The following is a 22,992-nucleotide window of genomic DNA, read 5'->3' as shown; positions in this document are numbered from 1 at the left end:
GTCATTCGCGAGCAGGCTCGCTCCCACAGTTGATTTTTTTACCTCGGCGACGGCTACAGGATTTTGCAGTACAAACAACCAGATAGATAGCCACCTAATAATCGGCTTGACATTAGCTGCCTAGACAGTAATATTTTGAAACATTACTGCCTAGGCAGCTTCCTGGTGCCCTGATGAAACACTTCCATCCCGATAACTTCCGAAACTGCACCCTGGGTTTGCTCTTGGGGCGTACGGCCATGCTCAAAGATCGCATCATTGACCGCCACATGGAGCCATACGGCATCACGGCGGCACAGTTCAAAGTGCTGATTATCATGGCCCAGTTCGACGTTGATACCCCGGCCGAGCTCTGCCGCCATCTGTGCCTGGACAGTGGCTCGATGACCCGCATGCTCGACCGTCTCGAGCAGAAAGGCCTGCTGGTCCGTCAGCGCTCCGAGGCGGATCGACGCCAGATCCGGCTGGTGCTGAGCGATGACGGGCAGGCGCTGGCCGGCCTGTTGCCACAGATTGGCGCCGACGCCATGAATCAGCTGGCAGGTGCCATTAGCCCGCAAGAGCTGCAAAGCCTGGAACAGATCCTCAAGAAAATACTGCTGGCCGCCGGTGATCCGATCACGGTCATGCGCTTAGGTGAAAAATGAGCAACAACACACTGCGTACAGGCCTGAGCCTGGTATTTACGTCGATGGTGATGGCCGGCTGCGCGAGCTATAGCGGTCTGAATACCGTGGGCGTGAGCCAGGAAGCCAACACCCTCAAAGCTGCCCGATCGCTCGACGGCATCACGCTCACCCCCGCCGCCTGGCCTGAAAAGGACTGGTGGAAGCGTCTGGGTGACGGGCAACTGGATGGCTTGATTCAGGAAGCGTTGCGCGACAGCCCGGATATGCAAATAGCCAGTGCCCGTGCGCACCAGGCCACTGCTGCGGCCGGTGCCGCCGATGCTGCCCGCATGCCAACCCTGGATGCCGAAGCTGATGTGACGCGTTCGCGCTTGTCGCGATCCCAGGACCCGAGCGGGCAGGGTGGTCGTTATGACACGCTGCGGGATGTCGGCCTGACCTTTAATTACACCTTCGATCTGTGGGGCGGTCAGCGTGATGCCTGGGAAGCGGCATTGGGCCAGGCCCGTGCTGCCGAGGTCGATAGCCAGGCTGCGAGCCTGACCCTCGCCGCCGATGTGGCCCGGGGCTACAGCAGCCTGGGGCATGCCTTTATTGTGCGGGACCTGGCCAAGGATGACCTTGAGCGCACGGGCAAGTTGCTCGACTTGAGCAAGCGTCGCCTGCAAGCCGGCATCGACAGCCACTATCAATACCAGCAAACCGAAAGCCTTGAGGCCAGCTCCCAGGAACAACTGATCAATGCTGAAAAACAACTCAAGAGCGCGCGCATCGCGTTGGCGGTGTTGTTAGGCAAGGGACCTGATCGCGGAGGTGACATTGCCCGTCCCAAGATCCTGGCACCAGGCGCTGTGGCATTGCCGAGCACCTTGCCGGCCGAGTTGCTCGGTCGTCGTCCCGATGTAGTGGCGGCCCGCTGGAGAGTGGAGGCGGCGAGCAAAAATATTGCAGCGGCCAAGACGCGCTTTTATCCCAATTTGAACCTCAGTGCAGCGGCAGGAACTCAGTCTTTGCTGGGCGATGCGCTGTTCGGGTCTGCCAGCCGTTTCCTCAATATTGCCCCGGCCATTTCGTTGCCGATCTTCGATGGCGGGCGCCTGCGTGCAGGCCTGGATGCCGAGGATGCCAATTACGATCTGGCTGTGGCGCAGTACAACAAGATCCTGGTGGGTGCGCTCGGCGACGTCAGTGACACCCTCTCGCAGCTAGGTGCCGTGGGGCAGCAAATCAATGCCCAGCAGCGGGCAACCGACATCGCTCAGGAATCGTTCAACACCGTATTGCAGCGCTACGGCTCGGGCGTCGGCAACTACCTGGACGTGCTCAGTATTGAGCAGCAATTGCTTCAGGCCCAGCGTCAGCTGGCGGACCTGAATGCCGAGCAGATCGACCTTTCGATTCAACTGATGCAAGCCCTGGGCGGTGGCTTTGAGCCCGGTAGCACGGCTACGGCCGTTCCCACTGAAGTCCTCGCTGGCAGAATAATTTAGGTACTCGTCATGTCCACTGTACAAACACCCAATGAAGCGCAACAAGCCCAGGACGCTGGCAGCCAGCGTAAACGCAAGCTCTGGCTGAGCGGCCTGGCCATTCTGGTCATTCTGATGGGGCTGGGCGTCTGGGCCTGGCATGAGCTGTATGGCCGCTGGAGCGAAAGCACCGACGATGCCTACGTCAATGGCAACGTGGTTGAAATCACGCCGCTGGTTACCGGTACGGTGGTAAGCATCGGTGCCGATGATGGCGATCTGGTGCATGAAGGCCAGGTGCTGCTGAATTTCGACCCGAGCGATGCGCTGGTTGGCTTGCAAAGCGCCGAGGCCAATCTGGCCCGTACCGTGCGTCAGGTTCGTGGTCTGTTCAGTGATGTGAACGGCATGAAGGCCCAGGTGGCGGCGCAGAAAGTCGAAGTGCAAAAAAACCAGGACAACTACAACCGCCGCAAGAGTCTGGCGGCGGGCGGGGCTATTTCCCAGGAAGAGTTGGCCCATGCGCGGGATGATCTGGCCTCGGCGCAAAGTGCCTTGCGCAATGCCGAGCAAAAGCTCGATACCACCCGAGCGCTGGTGGACAACACGTCCGTGGCCAATCACCCGGATGTCATGGCTGCTGCCGCGCAGTTGCGTCAGGCGTACCTGGCCAATGCCCGTTCCACGTTGATTGCGCCTGTCACCGGTTATGTGGCCAAGCGGACTGTACAACTGGGCCAGCGGGTTCAGCCTGGCACGGCCTTGATGGCCGTTATCCCGCTCAATCAGCTGTGGATTGATGCCAACTTCAAGGAAACCCAACTGCACAAGATGCGCATCGGTCAGCCGGTGGACATCGAGTCGGACATCTACGGCAATAGCGTGAAATACAGCGGCACCATCGACAGCATTGGTGCCGGTACCGGCAGCGCATTCGCCCTGTTGCCTGCGCAGAACGCGACAGGTAACTGGATAAAGATCGTGCAGCGGGTGCCAGTGCGCATCCATATCAATGCCGATGAGCTGGCTCAGCACCCGTTGCGTGTAGGCCTGTCGACGACCGTAGATGTGAATCTGCGCGACCAAAGTGGCCCGGTATTGGCCCAGCAACCGCCGCAACAGGCGTCGTTCACCACCAATGTGTACGCGCAGCAATTGGCGGATGCCGAAGCCATGATCACGCGTCTGATTGACAGCAACAGCGCTGCGCCAGGCAATATCGCCGCCCAGCGCTGATTCGCCAATCCATAAGCCCCGCCGCACAGGTGGGGCTGCATACCCGGTTTTAAAGGATTTGCGATGAGTACAAACGCGTCTTTTACCCCTCCCAGCCTGGTAATGGCCACTATTGGTCTGTCGCTGGCGACCTTTATGCAGGTGCTCGACACCACCATCGCCAACGTCGCCTTGCCCACCATCTCTGGCAACCTGGGGGTGAGTTCGGAACAAGGCACGTGGGTTATTACTTCATTTGCTGTGAGTAACGCGATTGCCTTGCCTTTGACCGGTTGGTTGAGCCGGCGCTTTGGCGAAGTGAAGCTGTTCTTGTGGGCCACGGTTCTGTTCGTGCTGGCGTCTTTCTTGTGCGGTATCTCGACCTCCATGCCCGAGCTGGTAGGGTTCAGGGTGCTGCAAGGTCTGGTGGCCGGGCCGCTGTATCCCATGACGCAAACCCTGTTGATCGCGGTGTACCCCCCTGCGAAACGGGGGATGGCATTGGCATTGCTGGCGATGGTCACGGTGGTCGCTCCCATTGCGGGGCCCATTCTGGGCGGCTGGATCACGGACAGTTACAGCTGGCCATGGATCTTCTTTATCAACATCCCGATTGGCGTTTTTGCAGTGATGGTGGTTCGCCAGCAATTGAAGGCGCGTCCGGTGGTGATTACCCGTCAGCCGATGGACTATGTGGGGCTGATTACCCTGATTATCGGTGTGGGTGCGTTGCAGATTGTGCTCGACAAGGGCAATGACCTGGACTGGTTCGAGTCCAACTTCATCTTGCTGGGCACTGCACTGTCCGTGGTGGCGCTGGCGGCGTTTATCATCTGGGAAATGACCGACAAGCACCCGATCGTCAACTTGCGCCTGTTTGCCCACCGCAACTTCCGTATCGGCACCATCGTGTTGGTGCTGGGTTATGCCGGGTTCTTCGGGATCAACCTGATCCTGCCGCAGTGGTTGCAGACGCAGATGGGGTACACCGCCACCTGGGCGGGGCTGGCGGTGGCGCCGATCGGGATCTTGCCGGTCTTGATGTCGCCGTTTGTGGGCAAATACGCGAATAAATTCGATTTGCGCTTGCTGGCCGGGCTGGCCTTTCTGGCGATTGGCCTGAGCTGCTTTATGCGGGCCGACTTCACCAATCAGGTGGATTTCCAGCACGTTGCGCTGGTACAGCTGTTTATGGGGATTGGTGTGGCATTGTTCTTTATGCCGACCTTGACCATTTTGATGTCGGATTTGCCGCCGCATCAAATCGCCGATGGTGCGGGTCTGGCGACGTTCTTGCGAACCTTGGGGGGGAGTTTTGCTGCATCCCTGACCACCTGGATCTGGATTCGCCGGGCAGATCAGCATCATGCCTACATGAGTGAAAGCATCAGCGCCTATGATCCGGTAACCCGGCACGCCCTGGAAAGCCTGGGTGGTGCCAGTACGCCAGCCTATGCGCAGATGGACCAGATACTGACCAGTCAGGCTTATATGCTCTCCACCGTGGACTACTTCACGATGATGGGCTGGCTGTTCATGGGCTTGATTCTGCTGGTCTGGCTGGCAAAACCGCCGTTTGCGGCCAAGGCAGGGCCGGCGACAAGCGGGCATTAAAGCTGGAGCCCTGCCAGCCCCTTGTGGGAGCGAGCCTGCTCGCGAAAGTATCTGACTGCGCCGATACCTTCGCGAGCAGGCTCGCTCCCACGGCTTTACTGTGAGGCGGGCTGCAAGAATTCAAACGGCTCAAGTTGCATGCCTTGCTCATCCACTTGCAGTACCCAGCCCTGACGATCCCAGTCACCGAGCACAATGCGTCTGGCGACATGTTCGCCGATCTGCAATTCATGGATTGCAGGGCGATGGGTGTGGCCGTGAATCAGGGTGCGCACGCCAAAGTGCGCCATGATCCGGGGGACTTCCTCGGGGGTGACGTCGACGATGTCATTGGCTTTCATGCGGGTCTGGGCACGGCTTTCGCTGCGCAGCTTGCGCGCCAGTTTATGGCGTGTGCTCAGTGGCAGGTGGCGCAAGATCCATAATGTGATGGGGTTGCGCAGGTAGCGTCGTAGACGCATGTAGGCTTCATCGCGGGTGCACAGGCTGTCGCCGTGCATCAGCAGCACCGGCTCGCCATAAAAGTCTACAACGCTGGGGTCTTTGATCAGGGTGCAGCCAGCCGCTTTACAAAAGGCCTGGCCAAGCAAAAAGTCGCGGTTGCCGTGCATCAGGAAAATCCGGGTGCCGGTATCGCTCAGTGTTCGCAGCGCTTCACAGATCGAGCGCTGGTAGGGCGTCATCGCATCGTCGCCAATCCAGGCTTCAAAAAAATCGCCCAAAATGTAGAGCGCCTGAGCCGAGCGCGCGCGCCCGGTCAGGAAATCCAGAAACGCCCGGGTTATGTCCGGGCGCTCCTCTTCCAGATGTAAATCTGAAATCAGCAGTATCACTCAATGATCTCTGCTTTCTCGACGATCACGTCTTCTTTCGGCACGTCTTGATGACCGGCTTTGGAAGTGGTGGCAACACCTTTGATCTTGTCTACAACGTCCTGGCCTTCAACGACTTTACCGAATACGGCGTAGCCCCAACCCTGAGCGGTTTTGCCGCTGTGGTTCAGGAAGCTGTTGTCAGCCACGTTGATGAAGAACTGGGCGGAAGCCGAATGCGGCTCCATGGTGCGAGCCATGGCCACGGTGTACTTCTCGTTTGGCAGGCCGTTGTCAGCTTCGTTCTGGATGCTTGGGCGCTTGTCTTTCTTTTCTTTCATGCCTGGCTCAAAACCGCCGCCCTGGACCATGAAGTTGCCGATTACACGGTGGAAAACAGTGTTTTCGTAGTGGCCAGCTTTTACGTATTCGATGAAGTTGGCTACGGTGATCGGTGCTTTTTCAGCGTTCAGCTCGATCACGATGTCGCCGTGGTTGGTGCTCAGTTTTACTTTGGTCATGGTCGTTATCGCTCTATCAGAGAATTCGTCGGGCTTGGGGGCGGGGTGAACACACCTCAATCCCCCAGGCTGGCTGGGTAGATACAGCCGCGGACGGAGTTTAGCGTGCTCGCACGGCATTTCGATGGTGTTTTTCCCATATGGGGACTAAAAGCCGGCATTTCAATCGGTTTGATTGAGCACCTGCTCTGTCAGGGACTTGACGGCATCGGCTATGATAGGCGCTTTGATTTAGTCGGCCGACCCAGGCCGCGCACCCTGTTACGTTCAAGGATCCTATGAGCAAGCCCACTGTCGACCCCACTCTGAATCCAAAGGCTGGCCCTGCTGTCCCGGCTAACTTCCTGCGTCCAATCGTTCAGGCGGACCTAGACTCGGGTAAATGCACACAGATCGTGACCCGTTTCCCGCCGGAGCCTAACGGCTACCTGCACATCGGCCACGCCAAATCCATTTGTGTGAACTTTGGGTTGGCTCAGGAGTTCGGCGGCGTCACGCATCTGCGTTTTGACGACACCAACCCGGCCAAGGAAGACCAGGAATACATCGACGCGATCGAAAGCGACGTGAAATGGCTGGGCTTTGAGTGGTCTGGCGAAGTGCGCTATGCCTCGCAATATTTCGACCAACTGCACGAGTGGGCGAATTACCTGATTAAAGAAGGTAAAGCCTACGTCTGCGACCTGTCGCCTGAGCAAGCCAAGGAATACCGCGGCACCTTGACCGAGCCCGGCAAGAACAGCCCGTTCCGCGACCGTAGCGTCGAAGAGAACCTGGACCTGTTTGCCCGCATGACAGCCGGTGAGTTCGAGGACGGCAAATGCGTACTGCGTGCCAAGATCGACATGGCATCGCCGAACATGAACCTGCGCGACCCGATCATGTACCGCATTCGTCATGCCCATCACCACCAGACCGGTGACAAGTGGTGCATCTACCCGAACTATGACTTCACCCATGGTCAGTCGGATGCGATCGAAGGCATTACCCATTCGATCTGCACCCTGGAATTCGAAAGCCATCGCCCTCTGTACGAATGGTTCCTCGACAGCCTGCCAGTGCCGGCGCACCCGCGTCAGTACGAGTTCAGCCGCCTGAATCTGAACTACACCATCACCAGCAAGCGCAAGCTCAAGCAGTTGGTTGATGAAAAGCACGTGAATGGCTGGGATGACCCGCGCATGTCGACCCTGTCGGGTTTCCGTCGCCGTGGTTACACGCCCAAGTCGATCCGCAACTTCTGCGACATGGTCGGCACCAACCGTTCTGACGGCGTGGTCGACTTCGGCATGCTGGAATTCAGCATCCGTGACGACCTGGATCACAGCGCGCCGCGTGCGATGTGCGTATTGCGTCCGTTGAAAGTCGTGATCACCAACTACGCCGAAGACAAGGTTGAAAACCTTGAACTGCCTTGCCACCCGAAAGAAGACATGGGTGTGCGCGTGTTGCCGTTCGCTCGCGAAATCTACATCGATCGCGACGATTTCATGGAAGAGCCGCCAAAAGGTTACAAGCGCCTTGAGCCGGGCGGCGAAGTGCGCCTGCGCGGCAGCTATGTGATTCGTGCTGACGAAGCAATCAAGGACGCCGATGGCAACATCGTTGAACTGCGCTGCTCGTACGACCCTGAAACCCTGGGCAAAAACCCGGAAGGTCGCAAGGTCAAAGGCGTTGTGCACTGGGTGCCGGCGGCTGCCAGCGTTGAATGCGAAGTGCGCTTGTATGATCGTCTGTTCCGTTCGCCAAACCCTGAAAAGGCTGAAGATGGCGCTGGCTTCCTGGAAAACATCAACCCTGACTCGCTGCAGGTCCTGAGCGGTTGTCGTGCTGAGCCTTCGCTGGGCAATGCACAGCCGGAAGACCGCTTCCAGTTCGAGCGCGAAGGTTACTTCTGCGCGGATATCAAGGACTCGAAGCCCGGTCACCCGGTATTCAACCGTACCGTGACCCTGCGTGACTCGTGGGGCCAGTGATCAAGTTTTGAAGGAACAAGCCGTGCTTACGATCTACAACACGCTCACCAAGAGCAAAGAAGTTTTCAAGCCGCTGGACGGCAACAATGTGCGGATGTACGTATGCGGCATGACCGTGTACGACTACTGCCACATTGGTCATGGTCGCAGCATGATTGCTTTTGACCTGGTAACCCGCTGGCTGCGTTTCAGCGGTTACAACCTGACTTATGTGCGCAACATTACCGATATTGAAGACAAGATCATCAATCGTGCCCGCGAGAACGGCGAGCCTTTTGAGGTGCTGACCGAGCGCATGATCGCGGCGATGCATGAAGACGAGGCGCGGCTCAATATCCTCAAGCCGGATATGGAGCCTCGTGCCACGGATCACATTCCCGGCATGCACGCGATGATTCAGACCTTGATCGACAAGGGTTACGCCTATGCCCCGGGCAACGGTGATGTGTATTACCGCGTCGCCAAGTTCATGGGTTACGGCAAGTTGTCGCGTAAGAAAATCGAGGATCTGCGCATCGGTGCGCGTATCGAAGTCGACGAAGCCAAGCACGATCCGCTGGATTTCGTGCTGTGGAAAGGCGTCAAGCCTGGCGAGCCGAGCTGGGAATCGCCGTGGGGTCCGGGTCGTCCGGGCTGGCACATCGAGTGCTCGGTGATGTCCACCTGCTGCCTGGGTGAGACTTTCGATATTCATGGCGGCGGCAGCGATCTTGAGTTTCCGCACCATGAAAACGAAATCGCCCAAAGTGAGGCGGCTACCGGTAAAACCTACGCCAATGCCTGGATGCACTGCGGGATGATTCGCATCAATGGCGAGAAGATGTCCAAGTCCTTGAACAACTTCTTCACCATTCGCGACGTTCTGGAGAAGTATCACCCTGAAGTGGTGCGCTACTTGTTGGTATCGAGCCACTATCGCAGCTCGATCAACTACTCCGAAGACAACCTCAAGGACGCGAAAGCAGCCCTTGACCGGTTCTATAACGCGCTTAAAGGGCTGCCGAAAGTGGCTCCTGCCGGTGGCGAGGCGTTCGTTGAGCGCTTCACCCAGGTGATGAACGACGACTTCGGCACGCCGGAAGCCTGTGCGGTGCTGTTCGAGATGGTTCGCGAGATCAACCGCCTGCGCGAAACCGATCTGCAAGCTGCGGCCGGTCTGGCGGCACGCTTGAAAGAATTGGCTGATGTGCTGGGTGTGTTGCAGCTCGAAGCCGACGATTTCCTGCAGGCAGGTGCTGAAGGCAAGATTGATGCAGCCCAGGTGGATGCTTTGATCGCCGCGCGTTTGGCGGCCCGTGCCGGTAAGGACTGGGCAGAGTCGGATCGCATTCGTGATCAGCTCACCGCGATGGGTGTTGTGCTGGAAGACGGTAAAGGTGGTACGACCTGGCGCTTGGCTGACTAGGTTGCTGGTTGTGTAAACAAAAACCCGCCGAGTGCGGGTTTTTGTTTGCCTGGGTTTTATCGGCGCAAATGACAACGGCACCCGAAGGTGCCGTTGTCGTGTGCGCGTGCTAACACTCAGTCGTGCAGGGTTTCTGCAGCGTACAGGGTGTTTTCCAGCAGGCACGCACGGGTCATGGGGCCAACGCCGCCCGGAACCGGGGTGATCCAGCCGGCGCGGGGCAGGGCGGTCTCGTAAACCACGTCGCCCACCAGTTTGCCGTCTGCCTGGCGGTTGATGCCAACGTCGATCACGATGGCGCCTTCCTTGATCCACTCGCCTTTGACCAGGCCCGGCTTGCCGGCGGCAACGACCACCAGGTCGGCGCGGCCAACGTGGCCGGCCAGATCCTTGGTGAAGCGGTGAGTGACGGTCACGGTGCAGCCAGCCAGCAGCAGCTCCATGGCCATCGGGCGCCCAACGATGTTGGAAGCGCCGACAATCACTGCGTCCATCCCGTACAGGTCCTGGCCGGTGCTTTCCAGCAGGGCCATGATGCCTTTGGGGGTGCAGGGGCGCAGCAGCGGGATGCGCTGGGCCAGGCGGCCGACGTTATAAGGGTGAAAACCGTCGACATCTTTGTCCGGGCGGATGCGCTCCAGCAGTTTGGAGGCGTCCAGATGAGCCGGCAGGGGCAGTTGCAGCAGGATGCCATCGATGTTCGCGTCGTCATTAAGACGGTCGATCAGGTCAGTCAGCTCTTGCTGGGCAGTGTCTGAAGGCAGGTCATAGGCTTGGGAAAGAAAGCCTACCTCTTCGCAGTCTTTACGCTTGTGCGAAACATAAACTTGGGAGGCAGGGTCGCTGCCTACCAGAATCACTGCCAGACCAGGGGTGCGCAGGCCTTGCTCGTGACGCTCGGCGACACGTTTGGCAATCTGCTGGCGCAGGCTGGCGGCGATCGCTTTGCCGTCGATTAGTTGTGCAGTCATTACGCGTGATTAACCATCGTAAAGGGTGGAAAAAGGACGTGCATTCTCGCATGCCGTGGCGTGAGGGCAAAGGCGCCTGGTCTGTTTATTCCCCTAACTCCTTTATATTTCTAAACTTTTTATAAAAAAGAGTTGACGACTTTCAGGCTCACCTATAACATTCGTCGCACTTGTCGGGCACAGCCTAGCACTGGTTAAGAAGGTAGAGCGAAGTTGTTGTCCAGCTTGGTGATACTGAAAGCACTTGGTCTGTAGTCGTCAAAGAATACAGGCTAACAATGCGCCCGTAGCTCAGCTGGATAGAGCATCCGCCTTCTAAGCGGATGGTCGCAGGTTCGAGTCCTGCCGGGTGCGCCATTAGGCAGCTTTGGCACAAGTAAAGAAGTACAGGCAATATGGTGGGCGTAGCTCAGTTGGTAGAGCACGGGATTGTGACTCCCGTTGTCGAGGGTTCGATCCCCTTCGTCCACCCCATATTTAGAAAGCCGCCAGATTAATAGTCTGGCGTCTTTGCTTCAAAAGTTTGAAATGCGGATGTGGTGGAATTGGTAGACACACTGGATTTAGGTTCCAGCGCCGCAAGGTGTGAGAGTTCGAGTCTCTCCGTCCGCACCAAATTTGAACAAAGCCGCTTGTAGCGGCTTTTTTCTTTTGCTTTAACTGCTTGTTGTGTAAGACGGGCAGGGTTGTAAGCGCACTATGGTGGGCGTAGCTCAGTTGGTAGAGCACGGGATTGTGACTCCCGTTGTCGAGGGTTCGATCCCCTTCGTCCACCCCATATTTAAAGAAAACGCCAGATTAATAGTCTGGCGTTTTTTTGTATCTGCAGTTTGAGAAACAGATGTATGGGTACCCTGCAGCACCTCATTTCCCGCATGCTTAGCGTCCTCTGCGATTTGTGTGACAATGAGCGCAGATTGGGGCGGCGCCAAAGGGTGTCCGACATCGCCAGTTAGTCAGCAAGGGTTGTGTGTCTTTTTTGCACCCGGCTTTTGCCGAGCTCTGTGGTTGTCTGCGAAGAGTGCCTTCGGTGAAGTATCGGGCCCTGCCTGATGCTCGCTTCTATCTATATAGAAGGCGAAGCAGATGGCTGTGTTTACTTAATTTCTGCCGGCTGTTTCCAAGGGTGTTTGCGGTAGGGTGACTTCTTGAGTTTGACCCACTAGAATGCATGCCCTTGATTATGGGGTCGGAAACGGCCGGCTAACGTCTGTGCAACGAGGAATATCCATGCAAGTTTCTGTTGAAAATACTTCCGCTCTTGAGCGTCGCATGACCATTGGCGTGCCAGCTGAGCGTATTGAGGCTGAAGTCAACAAGCGTCTGCAACAGACTGCCCAAAAGGCCAAGATCCCGGGCTTCCGTCCAGGCAAGGTGCCAATGAGCGTAATCCGTCAGCGCTACGAAGCTGACGCGCGTCAAGAAGCACTGGGCAATGTGATCCAGGCTTCGTTCTACGAAGCAGTGGTTGAGCAGAAGCTGAACCCGGCTGGCGCACCTTCGGTTGAGCCTAAAGTCTTCGAAAAAGGCAAGGATCTGGAATACGTAGCTACTTTCGAAGTATTCCCTGAATTCGAAGTAACCGGTCTGGACACCATCGCTATCGAGCGCCTGAGCGCCGAAGTGGCTGATGCCGACCTGGACAAAATGCTGGACGTGCTGCGCAAGCAGAACACCCGTTTTGAAGTGACTGATCGTGCTGCTCAGAACGATGATCAACTGAACATCGATTTCGTTGGCAAAGTTGACGGCGAAGCATTCGCTGGCGGTTCCGCCACCGGTACTCAGCTGGTTCTGGGTTCGGGCCGCATGATTCCTGGTTTCGAAGAAGGCCTGGTTGGCGCTAAAGCGGGCGAAGAGCGCGTTCTGAAGCTGACTTTCCCTGCTGACTACCAGAATCTGGACCTGGCTGGCAAAGAAGCCGAGTTCACCGTGACTGTGAACACTGTTTCCGAGCCTAAGCTGCCTGAGCTGAATGAAGAATTCTTCGCCCAGTTCGGTATCAAGGAAACAGGTCTGGAAGGTTTCCGCACCGAAGTTCGCAAGAACATGGAGCGTGAGCTGCGTCAGGCCATCAAGTCCAAGGTCAAGAATCAGGTAATGGACGGTCTGTTGGCTGCCAACCCGATCGAAGTGCCGAAGTCCCTGCTGTCCAACGAAGTTGACCGTCTGCGCGTGCAGGCCGTTCAGCAATTCGGTGGCAACATCAAGCCAGACCAACTGCCGGCCGAGCTGTTCGAAGAACAAGCCCAGCGTCGCGTAGTACTGGGTTTGATCGTGGCTGAAGTGGTCAAGCAGTTCGACCTCAAGCCTGACGAAGATCGCGTTCGCGAAATGATTCAGGAAATGGCTTCCGCTTACCAGGAGCCAGAGCAGGTTGTAGCTTGGTACTACAAAAATGACACGCAATTGAACGAGGTTCGTTCGGTTGTGCTGGAAGAGCAAGTTGTGGATACTGTTCTGCAGAAGGCTAAGGTGACCGATAAAGCGGTCTCTTACGAAGAAGCTGTCAAGCCGGTGGAAGCTCCACAAGCCGACTGATTTCTGACTCGTTAGAAAACACAACCATAAGCCAGCCTCGAGCTGGCTTATGCGTATCCAGACAAGACTATTTGGGAGTGACTGCCGGACATGTCCCGCAATTCTTACATTCAGCAGAACTCTGATATCCACGCCGCTGGCGGCCTGGTCCCGATGGTTGTTGAGCAGTCCGCCCGTGGCGAGCGCGCCTATGACATCTATTCGCGCCTCCTGAAGGAGCGAATCATCTTCCTGGTCGGCCCTGTAGAAGACTACATGGCCAACCTGGTCGCGGCGCAGCTGCTTTTCCTTGAAGCCGAGAACCCGGACAAGGACATCCATCTTTACATCAACTCACCGGGTGGTTCGGTAACCGCAGGGATGTCGATTTACGACACCATGCAGTTCATCAAGCCTGACGTGTCGACCATCTGTATCGGTCAGGCATGCAGCATGGGTGCTTTCCTGTTGGCTGGCGGTGCACCAGGCAAGCGTCACTGCCTGCCCAACTCGCGCATGATGATTCACCAGCCACTGGGCGGTTTCCAGGGGCAGGCGTCGGATATCGACATTCATGCCAAGGAAATCCTCAACATCCGTCATCGTTTGAACTCGCTGCTGGCTCACCACACGGGCCAGACTCTCGAGACCATCGAACGCGACACTGAGCGTGACAACTTCATGAGCGCCGAGCGTGCAACCGAATACGGTTTGATCGACTCTGTGTTCAGCAAGCGTCAAATGCCCGCTTAAGCAGCTCAAATGTAGGTGGTTGGACTAACCGACCACCTGCGGGCTTGAAAAAGCCCGCAGTTGCCTTCATCTTGTGTTGCAAGCCTATCGGATTTGGATCGATCGAATGACTGACACCCGCAACGGCGAGGACAACGGCAAATTGCTCTATTGCTCCTTCTGTGGCAAAAGCCAGCATGAAGTGCGCAAATTGATTGCCGGCCCCTCGGTCTTTATCTGCGACGAATGCGTCGACCTGTGCAATGACATCATCCGTGAGGAGGTGCAGGAAGCTCAGGCCGAAAGCAGCGCGCATAAATTACCTTCGCCAAAAGAAATCAGCGGCATCCTTGATCAATACGTCATTGGTCAGGAACGTGCCAAAAAGGTTTTGGCTGTAGCGGTGTACAACCACTACAAGCGCCTGAACCAGCGTGACAAAAAGAACGACGACGTCGAACTCGGCAAGAGCAACATCCTGCTGATCGGCCCGACCGGCTCGGGTAAAACCCTGCTGGCAGAAACCCTGGCTCGTCTGCTGAATGTGCCGTTCACCATTGCTGACGCTACCACGCTGACCGAAGCCGGTTACGTGGGCGAAGATGTTGAAAACATCATTCAGAAGCTGCTGCAGAAATGCGATTACGACGTAGAGAAAGCCCAGATGGGTATTGTCTACATCGATGAAATCGACAAGATTTCGCGCAAGTCTGACAACCCTTCGATTACCCGTGATGTTTCCGGTGAAGGCGTGCAGCAGGCCTTGCTCAAGCTGATTGAAGGCACCGTGGCTTCCGTACCGCCTCAAGGTGGTCGCAAGCACCCGCAGCAAGAATTCCTGCAGGTTGATACTCGCAATATTCTGTTTATCTGTGGTGGTGCGTTCTCGGGTCTGGAGAAGGTTGTACAGGCTCGCTCGACGCGTGGCGGCATCGGCTTCAGTGCCGAAGTACGCAGCAAGGAAGAGGGCAAGAAGGTTGGCGAATCCCTGCGTGAAGTCGAGCCTGATGATTTGGTCAAGTTTGGCCTGATCCCTGAGTTCGTGGGTCGTCTGCCTGTTCTGGCAACGCTGGATGAGCTGGACGAAGCTGCATTGATGCAGATTCTGACCGAGCCAAAGAACGCGTTGACCAAGCAGTATGGCAAGTTGTTCGAGATGGAAGGTGTTGATCTCGAGTTCCGTGCTGATGCCTTGAAAGCCATCGCCAAGCGTGCGCTTGAGCGCAAGACTGGCGCCCGTGGCCTGCGTTCGATTCTTGAAGGCGTGCTACTCGACACCATGTATGAAATCCCCTCGCAGTCCGAGGTGAGTAAAGTGGTGATCGACGAAAGCGTTATAGAAGGGAAGTCCAAGCCGTTGTTGATCTATGAAAACAACGAACCGACTGCCAAGGTAGCACCAGACGCGTAAATGCAGTGCTGGGCACTGCACTTGACGTGTTAAAGAAGGGGCCTTCGGGCCCCTTTGCTTTTCCTGTCGTTCAACGCTTGTTTTTTTTCAAGACAGCCCCCATCTTGGCTTCAAGCTTACTTCCATCTGATTACGGCCTTATGGCCGCCGTAGAGGCGAAATCATGAAGACAACCATCGAATTGCCTCTCCTGCCATTGCGTGATGTTGTGGTTTATCCGCACATGGTGATCCCACTGTTCGTGGGACGCGAGAAATCGATCGAGGCCCTTGAGGCTGCGATGACGGGCGACAAGCAGATTCTGCTGTTGGCTCAAAAAAATCCTGCTGACGATGATCCGAGTGAAGACGCGCTCTATCGTGTAGGTACCATTGCTACTGTCCTGCAACTTCTCAAGCTCCCGGATGGCACTGTCAAGGTGCTGGTCGAAGGTGAACAGCGCGGTGCAGTTGAGCATTTTGGCCAGGCAGATGGTTATCTGAGTGCTGAAGTCTCCCTGATTGATGAAGTGGCTGCCCCGGATCGCGAATCCGAGGTCTTTGTTCGCAGCCTGCTTTCTCAGTTCGAGCAATATGTGCAGCTGGGTAAAAAAGTCCCGGCTGAGGTTTTGTCATCGCTCAACAGCATTGATGAACCAAGCCGTCTGGTCGATACGATGGCTGCCCACATGGCGCTCAAGATCGAACAGAAACAGGAAATTCTCGAAATCATCGACTTGCAGTCCCGGGTTGAGCACGTCCTGGCGCTGCTGGATGCCGAGATTGATCTGCTGCAAGTTGAAAAGCGTATCCGCGGCCGTGTCAAAAAGCAGATGGAGCGCAGCCAGCGCGAGTACTACCTGAATGAGCAGATGAAGGCCATTCAGAAAGAGCTGGGTGACGGTGACGAAGGTCACAATGAAATCGAAGAGCTGAAAAAGCGCATCGACGCTGCGGGCTTGCCTAAAGATGCAATGGCCAAGGCCCAGGCTGAGCTGAACAAACTCAAGCAAATGTCGCCAATGTCCGCAGAAGCCACTGTTGTGCGCTCCTACATCGACTGGCTGGTTCAGGTGCCGTGGAAGGCTCAGAGCAAGGTACGTCTGGACCTCAAGCGTGCTGAAGACATCCTGGACGCGGATCACTACGGTCTGGATGAAGTCAAAGAGCGGATTCTCGAATATCTCGCCGTACAAAAGCGCGTGAAGAAAATTCGTGGTCCGGTGCTGTGTCTGGTCGGTCCGCCGGGTGTGGGTAAAACTTCGCTTGCAGAGTCCATTGCTCACGCGACAAACCGTAAGTTTGTACGTATGGCTTTGGGTGGTGTGCGTGACGAAGCGGAAATTCGTGGCCATCGCCGTACTTATATCGGTTCGATGCCAGGTAGATTGATACAAAAGATGACCAAAGTTGGGGTGCGTAACCCGCTGTTCTTGCTCGATGAAATCGACAAGATGGGCAGCGATATGCGCGGCGATCCTGCTTCGGCGTTGCTTGAAGTGCTTGATCCTGAGCAAAACCACAATTTTAACGACCATTACCTCGAGGTTGATTACGACCTGTCCGACGTAATGTTCCTGTGTACCTCCAACTCGATGAATATCCCGCCAGCCTTGCTGGACCGGATGGAAGTCATTCGTCTGCCAGGCTACACCGAAGACGAAAAAATCAATATCGCTGTCAAATACCTGGCCCCGAAACAGATTGAAGCAAATGGTTTGAAGAAGGGCGAGCTGGCGTTTGATAACGAAGCCATCCGCGACATCATTCGTTACTACACGCGTGAAGCCGGTGTGCGGGGCCTTGAGCGTCAAATTGCGAAGATTTGCCGCAAGGCGGTCAAAGAGCATGCGATGGAAAAACGCTTTGAAGTCACCGTGACGCCAGAGCTACTTGAGCACTTCCTCGGTGTAAGAAAATTCAGCTACGGTTTGGCTGAAGTGCAGGACCAGATCGGGCAGGTGACAGGTTTGGCCTGGACTCAGGTCGGTGGTGAGCTGTTGACCATTGAAGCGGCAGTTGTTCCTGGCAAGGGCCAGTTGATCAAGACCGGTTCGTTGGGTGATGTGATGGTTGAGTCGATCACTGCTGCGCTGACAGTCGTGCGCAGCCGTGCCAAGAGCTTGGGTATCCCTTTGGATTTTCACGAAAAACGTGATATTCACATCCACATGCCAGAAGGGGCGACGCCCAAAGATGGTCCTAGTGCGGGTGTAGGAATGTGTACCGCTCTGGTTTCCGCCTTGACGCTGATTCCAGTGCGTGCAGATGTTGCAATGACCGGTGAAATTACCTTGCGTGGTCAGGTGCTGGCGATCGGTGGTCTGAAGGAAAAGTTACTGGCTGCTCACCGTGGTGGGATCAAAACTGTAATTATTCCTGAAGAGAATGTTCGCGATCTGAAGGAAATTCCTGACAACATCAAACAGGATCTTCAGATTAAACCGGTTAAATGGATTGACGAGGTCCTGCAAATTGCGCTGCAATACGCGCCGGAGCCCTTGCCGGATGTGGCTCCCGAGATTGTTGCGAAGGACGACAAGCGAGAGTCTGACTCTAAGGAAAGAATTAGCACGCATTAATACGGATTCGCCTGATGGGCTTTCTTGACGCTTTTTAGAGCCCTTGTTATAAAGCGGCTCTATAAGTGTCCGTAAGTGCTTCAGCAGTCGTTTTGCTTTTACCAAAAAACTTTAGAAACATACTCAGATAGATATAAGGGGACTTAGAGTGAACAAGTCGGAACTGATTGATGCTATCGCTGCATCTGCTGATATCCCGAAAGCTGCAGCTGGCCGTGCGCTGGACGCAGTAATCGAATCCGTCACTGGCGCTCTTAAGGCTGGCGACTCTGTGGTACTGGTTGGTTTTGGTACTTTCTCTGTAACCGATCGTCCTGCTCGCACTGGTCGTAACCCACAGACCGGTAAAACGCTGGAAATTCCTGCTGCTAAAAAACCAGGCTTCAAGGCCGGTAAAGCACTGAAAGAAGCGGTTAACTAAGTTTCTGCAACACTTTTTACCCAACCGGGTCAGGCGCACGCCAGGCTTGGCAGCGGAGCGGTAGTGCAGGCGGTGGTTTCATCGTCGTGTCACGCCGGGGGTCGCGGGTTCGAGCCCGGTCCGCTCCGCCAGTTACGAGAAGGCGCATCCTCGGATGCGCCTTTCTTCTATCCGGACTCTACCCACGCTCCACGGTTGCTCATTATGCAAGACCGTTTCTGGGGGAAGCATGCTGCAAAATATCAGGGACAATTCACAAGGCTGGATTGCCAAGACCATCATCGGTGTCATCGTCGCGTTAATGGCGTTGACGGGTTTCGATGCTATTTTTCAAGCCACCTCTACCAGCCAGGATGCTGCCAAGGTCAACGGTGAAGAAATCACTCAAGTTGAGCTGAGCCAAGCCGTCGACATGCAACGTCGCCAGCTGCTGCAGCAGCTGGGCAAGGATTTCGACGCTTCCTTGCTGGATGAAAAAATGCTGCGTGAAGCGGCCCTCAAAGGGTTGATCGATCGCAAGCTGTTGCTGCAAGGCGCCAAAGACGCGAAGTTTTCGTTCTCTGAAGCTGCCCTGGATCAAGTCATTCTGCAGACTCCCGAGTTTCAGGAAGATGGCAAATTCAGCCCTGAGCGTTTCGATCAGGTAATTCGTCAGCTGGGTTACGGCCGTCTGCAGTTCCGCGACATGCTGGGCCAGGAAATGCTGATTGGTCAGCTGCGTGCCGGTTTGGCAGGCAGTGGTTTCGTGACCGATGAGCAAGTGAACGCTTTTGCCCGTCTCGAAAAACAAACCCGCGATTTCGCTTCTCTGAACATCAAGGCCGATCCGGCTGCGGTGAAACTGAGCGACGATGAAATCAAGGCTTATTACGACGAGCATGCCAAAGAATTCATGACGCCTGATCAGGTCGTGATCGACTACATCGAGTTGAAGAAATCTTCTTTCTTTGACCAGGTAGCCGTGAAGGACGATGAGCTGCAAGCGTTGTATCAGAAAGAAATCGCTAATCTGGCTGAACAACGCCGGGCTGCGCATATCCTGATTGAGGTCAACGACAAGGTTAGCGACGAGCAGGCCAAGGCCAAGGTCGCCGAGATCCAGCAGCGTCTGGCCAAGGGTGAAAGCTTCGAAGCTCTGGCCAAGGAGTTCTCGCAGGATCCGGGTTCGGCTGCCAATGGCGGTGATCTGGGCTTTGCAGGTCCGGGCGTTTACGACCCTGTATTCGAAACGGCTGTGTATGCGTTGAAACAGGATCAGGTTTCGGAGCCGGTGCGTACCAGCTTCGGTTATCACCTGATCAAGCTGTTGGGCGTTGAAGCACCTGAAGTGCCGAGCTTTGCCAGCCTGAAAGACAAGCTGACCCATGACCTGAAAACCCAACAGGTTGAACGCCGCTTTGTGGATGCGACCAAGGAATTGGAAGACTCTGCGTTTGAAGCGTCCGATCTGGTGCAGCCTGCTCAAGACTTGAAGCTGACTGTGCACACCTCCGTGCCATTTGGTCGTGAGGGTGGCGAGGGTATTACGGCCAACCGCGCTGTGATCCAGGCCGCATTCAGCACTGAAGTGATGGATGAGGGTGCGAACAGCACGGCCATCGAGCTCGATCCTGAGACCGTAGTTGTGTTGCGCGTCAAGGAGCACCTCAAGCCTGAGCAGTTGCCTCTGCAAGCTGTTGCCTCGAGCATTCGTGCGCAATTGGTCAAAGAGCATGCCAGCGCTGCGGCTAAAACCAAGGCTGAAGAAATCATCAAGGAACTGCGCGATGGCAAACTGCCGTTGAACCAGCCAGTTGATGGTCAGTCCTGGAAGGTTCAGGAAGCGGTCGCCCGTGGCCAGGAAGGTATTGATCCTGCCGTGCTGCAAGCGGTGTTCCGTATGCCCAAGCCTGCGTCCAAGGATAAGCCTGCCTTCGGTAGCGTGACCTTGGCCGATGGTACTGTGGTTGTGTTGCGCCTTAACGGTGTCAACGATGGTGCCAAGCCGACTGAAGAAGAGAAGGCGTCGTACCGTCGCTTCCTGGCTTCGCGTGTGGGCCAGCAAGACTTCACGGCCTACCGCAAGCAGTTGGAAAACGAAGCCAAGGTGGAGCGCTACTAAGCGTTCTTCCCGCTTCACTAAAAATGGCCGCTCATTGAGCGGCCATTTTTTATGGGCGGTTTTTGCTTCCGGCGATGGCGTCACCGCGATCCACCTGAATTGCGGCAACCCAGCTTGCGCGCAGTCCATGCGGGTTACGGCCCTTAAACGCAAAACGCCCGATGCAATCAATGCACCGGGCGTTTTCAGGGAGCGTTTGAAACGAAGTGTTTACTCTTCGAGGCTGCCCATTGCGGTGGTGTTGAAGCCGCCGTCTACGTACATGATTTCGCCGCTGATGCCCGACGCCAGGTCAGAGCACAGGAAGGCGCCGGCATTGCCGACTTCGTCGATGGTGACGTTGCGACGCAGTGGAGTCTGCGCTTCGTTGGCCGCCAGCATTTTACGGAAGTTCTTGATGCCCGACGCTGCCAGGGTGCGGATCGGGCCAGCCGATACACAGTTAACGCGAGTGCCTTCCGGGCCCAGGCTGCCTGCCAGGTAACGTACACCCGCTTCCAGGCTGGCTTTGGCCATGCCCATCACGTTGTAGTTAGGCATGGTGCGCTCGGCGCCCAGGTACGACAGGGTCAGCAGGCTGCCATTGCGGCCTTTCATCATCGGGCGACCGGCTTTGGCCAGGGCCACGAAGCTGTAGGCGCTGATGTCGTGAGCGATGCGGAAGCCTTCACGGGTGGTAGCGTCGGTGAAGTCGCCATCCAGTTGGTCGCCAGGGGCGAAACCTACCGAGTGAACGATGCAGTCCAGACCGTCCCACTTCTTGCTCAGGTCTTCGAAGACCTTGGCGATTTCTTCATCGCTGGCAACGTCGCAAGGGAAGCACAGTTCAGGGCTGGAGCCCCAACCTGCAGCGAACTCTTCAACGCGGCCTTTAAGCTTTTCGTTCTGATAAGTGAAAGCAAGTTCAGCGCCTTCACGGTGCATGGCGGCAGCAATGCCAGAAGCGATGGACAATTTGCTAGCGACACCGACGATCAGGACGCGCTTACCGGCGAGAAAACCCATGTGTTGTTCCTCTATCAGATTAATCGACAGCCACTGGTGCCAAAAAGGCGGCTTCCAGCAACTGCTGTGTATATGGATGTTGCGGTGAGGCAAAGATACTTTGCGCATCACCCTGTTCGACCACTTGGCCATGCTTGACCACCATCAGCTGGTGGCTCAGCGCTTTGACCACAGCCAGGTCATGGCTGATAAACAAATACGTCAGGTTGTACTTGGCTTGCAGTGAGCGCAGCAGCTCAACTACCTGGCGTTGTACAGTCCGGTCCAACGCTGAGGTTGGCTCGTCCAGCAGAATCAACGCCGGTTTTAAAACCAGTGCACGGGCAATGGCGATTCTTTGCCGTTGTCCGCCTGAAAACTCGTGAGGGTAACGGTGCCGGGTTTCCGGATCCAGACCTACTTCTCGCAAGGCTTCAATAATTGCGGTTTCCTGCTCTGGCGCGGTGCCCATCCGGTGAATGCGCAAACCTTCACCGACAATCTCGCTGACGCTCATGCGTGGGCTGAGACTGCCATACGGGTCCTGGAACACCACCTGCATTTGCCGTCGCAGCGGTCTGACTTCTTGTCGCGACAGACAGTCTAGTCGTTTGTCTTCAAAACGGATTAAACCCCGGCTGGCAATCAGACGCAAAATTGCCAGGCCCAGTGTCGACTTACCCGATCCGCTTTCTCCCACAATGCCCAGGGTTTGTCCCTGTGGCAGGCTGAAGTTGATTCCGTCAACCGCCTTCACGTAGTCGACCGTCTTGCGCAACAGCCCTTTTTTGATCGGGAACCAGACTTTCAGGTCCTCGACTTCCAGCAATGGCGGCCCTGCAACGGTGCTGGCCGGGCCTCCGCTGGGCTCTGCGCTGAGCAGTTCCCGGGTGTAAGGATGCTGCGGCGAACGGAACAGCTGCTCGCACGATGCTTGTTCGACGATGCAACCGCGCTGCATGACACATACTCGGTGAGCAATTCTTCGAACCAGGTTCAAATCGTGACTGATCAGTAACAGCGACATGCCCAGGCGGGCTTGCAGATCCTTGAGCAAATCAAGAATCTTCAACTGCACCGTGACGTCCAGGGCGGTGGTGGGTTCGTCGGCAATCAGCAGCTCAGGTTCGTTCGCCAGGGCCATGGCGATCATGACGCGCTGCCTCTGGCCGCCTGAGAGCTCGTGTGGCAGCGCCTTGAGGCGTTTGTAAGGCTCAGGGATGCCTACCAGCTCAAGAAGCTCCAGTGTGCGCTGTGTGGCGGCCTTGCCCGTGATCCCTTTGTGAATGCCCAGCACTTCATTGATTTGTTTTTCAATGTTGTGCAGCGGGTTAAGCGAGGTCATGGGCTCCTGAAAAATCATCGCAATGCGGTTGCCACGTATATGCCGCAGTTTTTTCTCGTCCAGGCTCAGCAAGTCTTGCCCTGAATACGCGATGCTGCCGCTTGGATGGCGCGCGGTCGGGTAGGGCAGCAGCCGCAGGATCGAGTGTGCAGTGACCGACTTGCCCGAGCCGCTTTCGCCGACCAGTGCCAGCGTTTCACCGCGCCGTATATCAAAACTGATGCCTTGCACCACACGCTGCGGCTGTTCACCGGCGACGAACTCGACGGAGAGATCGCGCACTTCGATCAGATTGTCCTGCGTCAT

The 22,992-nt window shown here is 56.2% G+C and carries 17 protein-coding genes and 4 tRNA genes; 16 read left to right on the top strand and 5 right to left on the bottom strand.

Annotation, left to right across the window (positions count from 1 at the left end; genetic code table 11):
* Positions 1-173: 173 nt before the first annotated feature.
* The 4 genes from BLW11_RS20870 (at position 174) to BLW11_RS20855 (ending at position 4,927) form a co-directional block, all read left to right on the top strand.
* Positions 174-647, top strand: a complete 474-nt coding sequence (locus BLW11_RS20870; RefSeq protein ID WP_048359642.1) for a MarR family winged helix-turn-helix transcriptional regulator — start codon at positions 174-176, stop codon at positions 645-647.
* The gene (locus BLW11_RS20865) at positions 644-2,119 is read left to right on the top strand and encodes an efflux transporter outer membrane subunit (RefSeq protein ID WP_048359641.1); all 1,476 of its coding nucleotides are present in this window, start codon (positions 644-646) and stop codon (positions 2,117-2,119) included. Before BLW11_RS20870 ends, BLW11_RS20865 begins: the two co-directional genes overlap by 4 nt.
* Positions 2,120-2,128: 9 nt before the next feature.
* Positions 2,129-3,334, top strand: a complete 1,206-nt coding sequence (locus tag BLW11_RS20860) for an HlyD/EmrA/EmrK family protein (protein ID WP_048359640.1) — start codon at positions 2,129-2,131, stop codon at positions 3,332-3,334.
* 63 nt (positions 3,335-3,397) lie between these two features.
* Complete coding sequence (locus BLW11_RS20855; protein ID WP_048359639.1) at positions 3,398-4,927, top strand: DHA2 family efflux MFS transporter permease subunit; 1,530 nt, start codon at positions 3,398-3,400, stop codon at positions 4,925-4,927.
* A 95-nt stretch (positions 4,928-5,022) separates the two neighbouring features.
* Here BLW11_RS20855 and lpxH read toward each other — a convergent pair whose 3' ends face one another.
* Positions 5,023-5,760 carry a UDP-2,3-diacylglucosamine diphosphatase gene (gene lpxH, locus BLW11_RS20850; protein ID WP_048359638.1) on the bottom strand — a complete coding sequence of 246 codons (738 nt, stop codon included), beginning with the start codon at positions 5,758-5,760 and terminating at the stop codon, positions 5,023-5,025.
* Complete coding sequence (locus tag BLW11_RS20845; protein WP_019823171.1) at positions 5,757-6,260, bottom strand: peptidylprolyl isomerase; 504 nt, start codon at positions 6,258-6,260, stop codon at positions 5,757-5,759. The genes lpxH and BLW11_RS20845 overlap by 4 nt, the downstream gene beginning before the upstream one ends.
* A gap of 278 nt (positions 6,261-6,538) precedes the next feature.
* Between BLW11_RS20845 and BLW11_RS20840 the strand changes: the two genes are divergently transcribed.
* Both BLW11_RS20840 and cysS read left to right on the top strand, forming a co-directional pair.
* A complete protein-coding gene (locus tag BLW11_RS20840; RefSeq protein ID WP_048359637.1) occupies positions 6,539-8,236 on the top strand; it encodes a glutamine--tRNA ligase/YqeY domain fusion protein in 1,698 nt (565 codons plus the stop codon).
* Between the two features lie 22 nt (positions 8,237-8,258).
* On the top strand, positions 8,259-9,641 hold the full coding sequence (cysS, locus tag BLW11_RS20835) for a cysteine--tRNA ligase (RefSeq protein WP_048359636.1): 1,383 nt from the start codon (positions 8,259-8,261) through the stop codon (positions 9,639-9,641).
* A gap of 116 nt (positions 9,642-9,757) precedes the next feature.
* On the opposite strand, the gene folD is transcribed toward cysS, so the two are convergent.
* Positions 9,758-10,612, bottom strand: coding sequence for a bifunctional methylenetetrahydrofolate dehydrogenase/methenyltetrahydrofolate cyclohydrolase FolD (folD, locus tag BLW11_RS20830; RefSeq protein WP_048359635.1), 855 nt, complete (start codon positions 10,610-10,612; stop codon positions 9,758-9,760).
* 280 nt (positions 10,613-10,892) lie between these two features.
* Between folD and BLW11_RS20825 the strand changes: the two genes are divergently transcribed.
* The 10 genes from BLW11_RS20825 (at position 10,893) to BLW11_RS20780 (ending at position 20,357) form a co-directional block, all read left to right on the top strand.
* Positions 10,893-10,969: transfer RNA gene (locus tag BLW11_RS20825), tRNA-Arg, on the top strand.
* A gap of 41 nt (positions 10,970-11,010) precedes the next feature.
* Positions 11,011-11,086, top strand: a tRNA-His gene (locus BLW11_RS20820).
* Between the two features lie 56 nt (positions 11,087-11,142).
* Positions 11,143-11,227 (top strand) — tRNA-Leu (locus tag BLW11_RS20815).
* A gap of 87 nt (positions 11,228-11,314) precedes the next feature.
* Positions 11,315-11,390: transfer RNA gene (locus BLW11_RS20810), tRNA-His, on the top strand.
* Between the two features lie 452 nt (positions 11,391-11,842).
* Positions 11,843-13,153: a trigger factor gene (gene tig / locus BLW11_RS20805; RefSeq protein ID WP_048359634.1), complete on the top strand. Its 1,311-nt coding sequence runs from the start codon at positions 11,843-11,845 to the stop codon at positions 13,151-13,153.
* Between the two features lie 90 nt (positions 13,154-13,243).
* Positions 13,244-13,885: an ATP-dependent Clp endopeptidase proteolytic subunit ClpP gene (gene clpP, locus BLW11_RS20800; RefSeq protein WP_016782312.1), complete on the top strand. Its 642-nt coding sequence runs from the start codon at positions 13,244-13,246 to the stop codon at positions 13,883-13,885.
* Between the two features lie 106 nt (positions 13,886-13,991).
* Positions 13,992-15,275 carry an ATP-dependent Clp protease ATP-binding subunit ClpX gene (gene clpX / locus BLW11_RS20795; RefSeq protein ID WP_048359633.1) on the top strand — a complete coding sequence of 428 codons (1,284 nt, stop codon included), beginning with the start codon at positions 13,992-13,994 and terminating at the stop codon, positions 15,273-15,275.
* A gap of 163 nt (positions 15,276-15,438) precedes the next feature.
* The gene (gene lon, locus BLW11_RS20790; protein ID WP_048359632.1) at positions 15,439-17,835 is read left to right on the top strand and encodes an endopeptidase La; all 2,397 of its coding nucleotides are present in this window, start codon (positions 15,439-15,441) and stop codon (positions 17,833-17,835) included.
* A gap of 148 nt (positions 17,836-17,983) precedes the next feature.
* The gene (locus BLW11_RS20785; protein ID WP_003183171.1) at positions 17,984-18,256 is read left to right on the top strand and encodes an HU family DNA-binding protein; all 273 of its coding nucleotides are present in this window, start codon (positions 17,984-17,986) and stop codon (positions 18,254-18,256) included.
* A gap of 229 nt (positions 18,257-18,485) precedes the next feature.
* Positions 18,486-20,357, top strand: coding sequence for a SurA N-terminal domain-containing protein (locus tag BLW11_RS20780; RefSeq protein ID WP_048359631.1), 1,872 nt, complete (start codon positions 18,486-18,488; stop codon positions 20,355-20,357).
* A gap of 210 nt (positions 20,358-20,567) precedes the next feature.
* On the opposite strand, the gene fabI is transcribed toward BLW11_RS20780, so the two are convergent.
* Entirely contained in the window at positions 20,568-21,362 is a 795-nt protein-coding gene (fabI, locus tag BLW11_RS20775) for an enoyl-ACP reductase FabI (protein ID WP_048359630.1), read from the bottom strand.
* 19 nt (positions 21,363-21,381) lie between these two features.
* Positions 21,382-22,992 (bottom strand): ABC transporter ATP-binding protein, encoded by a 1,611-nt coding sequence (locus BLW11_RS20770; RefSeq protein WP_048359629.1) that lies wholly within the window; start codon positions 22,990-22,992, stop codon positions 21,382-21,384.

This window comes from Pseudomonas deceptionensis (assembly GCF_900106095.1).
GTDB classification, from domain to species: domain Bacteria; phylum Pseudomonadota; class Gammaproteobacteria; order Pseudomonadales; family Pseudomonadaceae; genus Aquipseudomonas; species Aquipseudomonas deceptionensis.
This window is presented reverse-complemented; position numbering and strand designations above follow the sequence as displayed.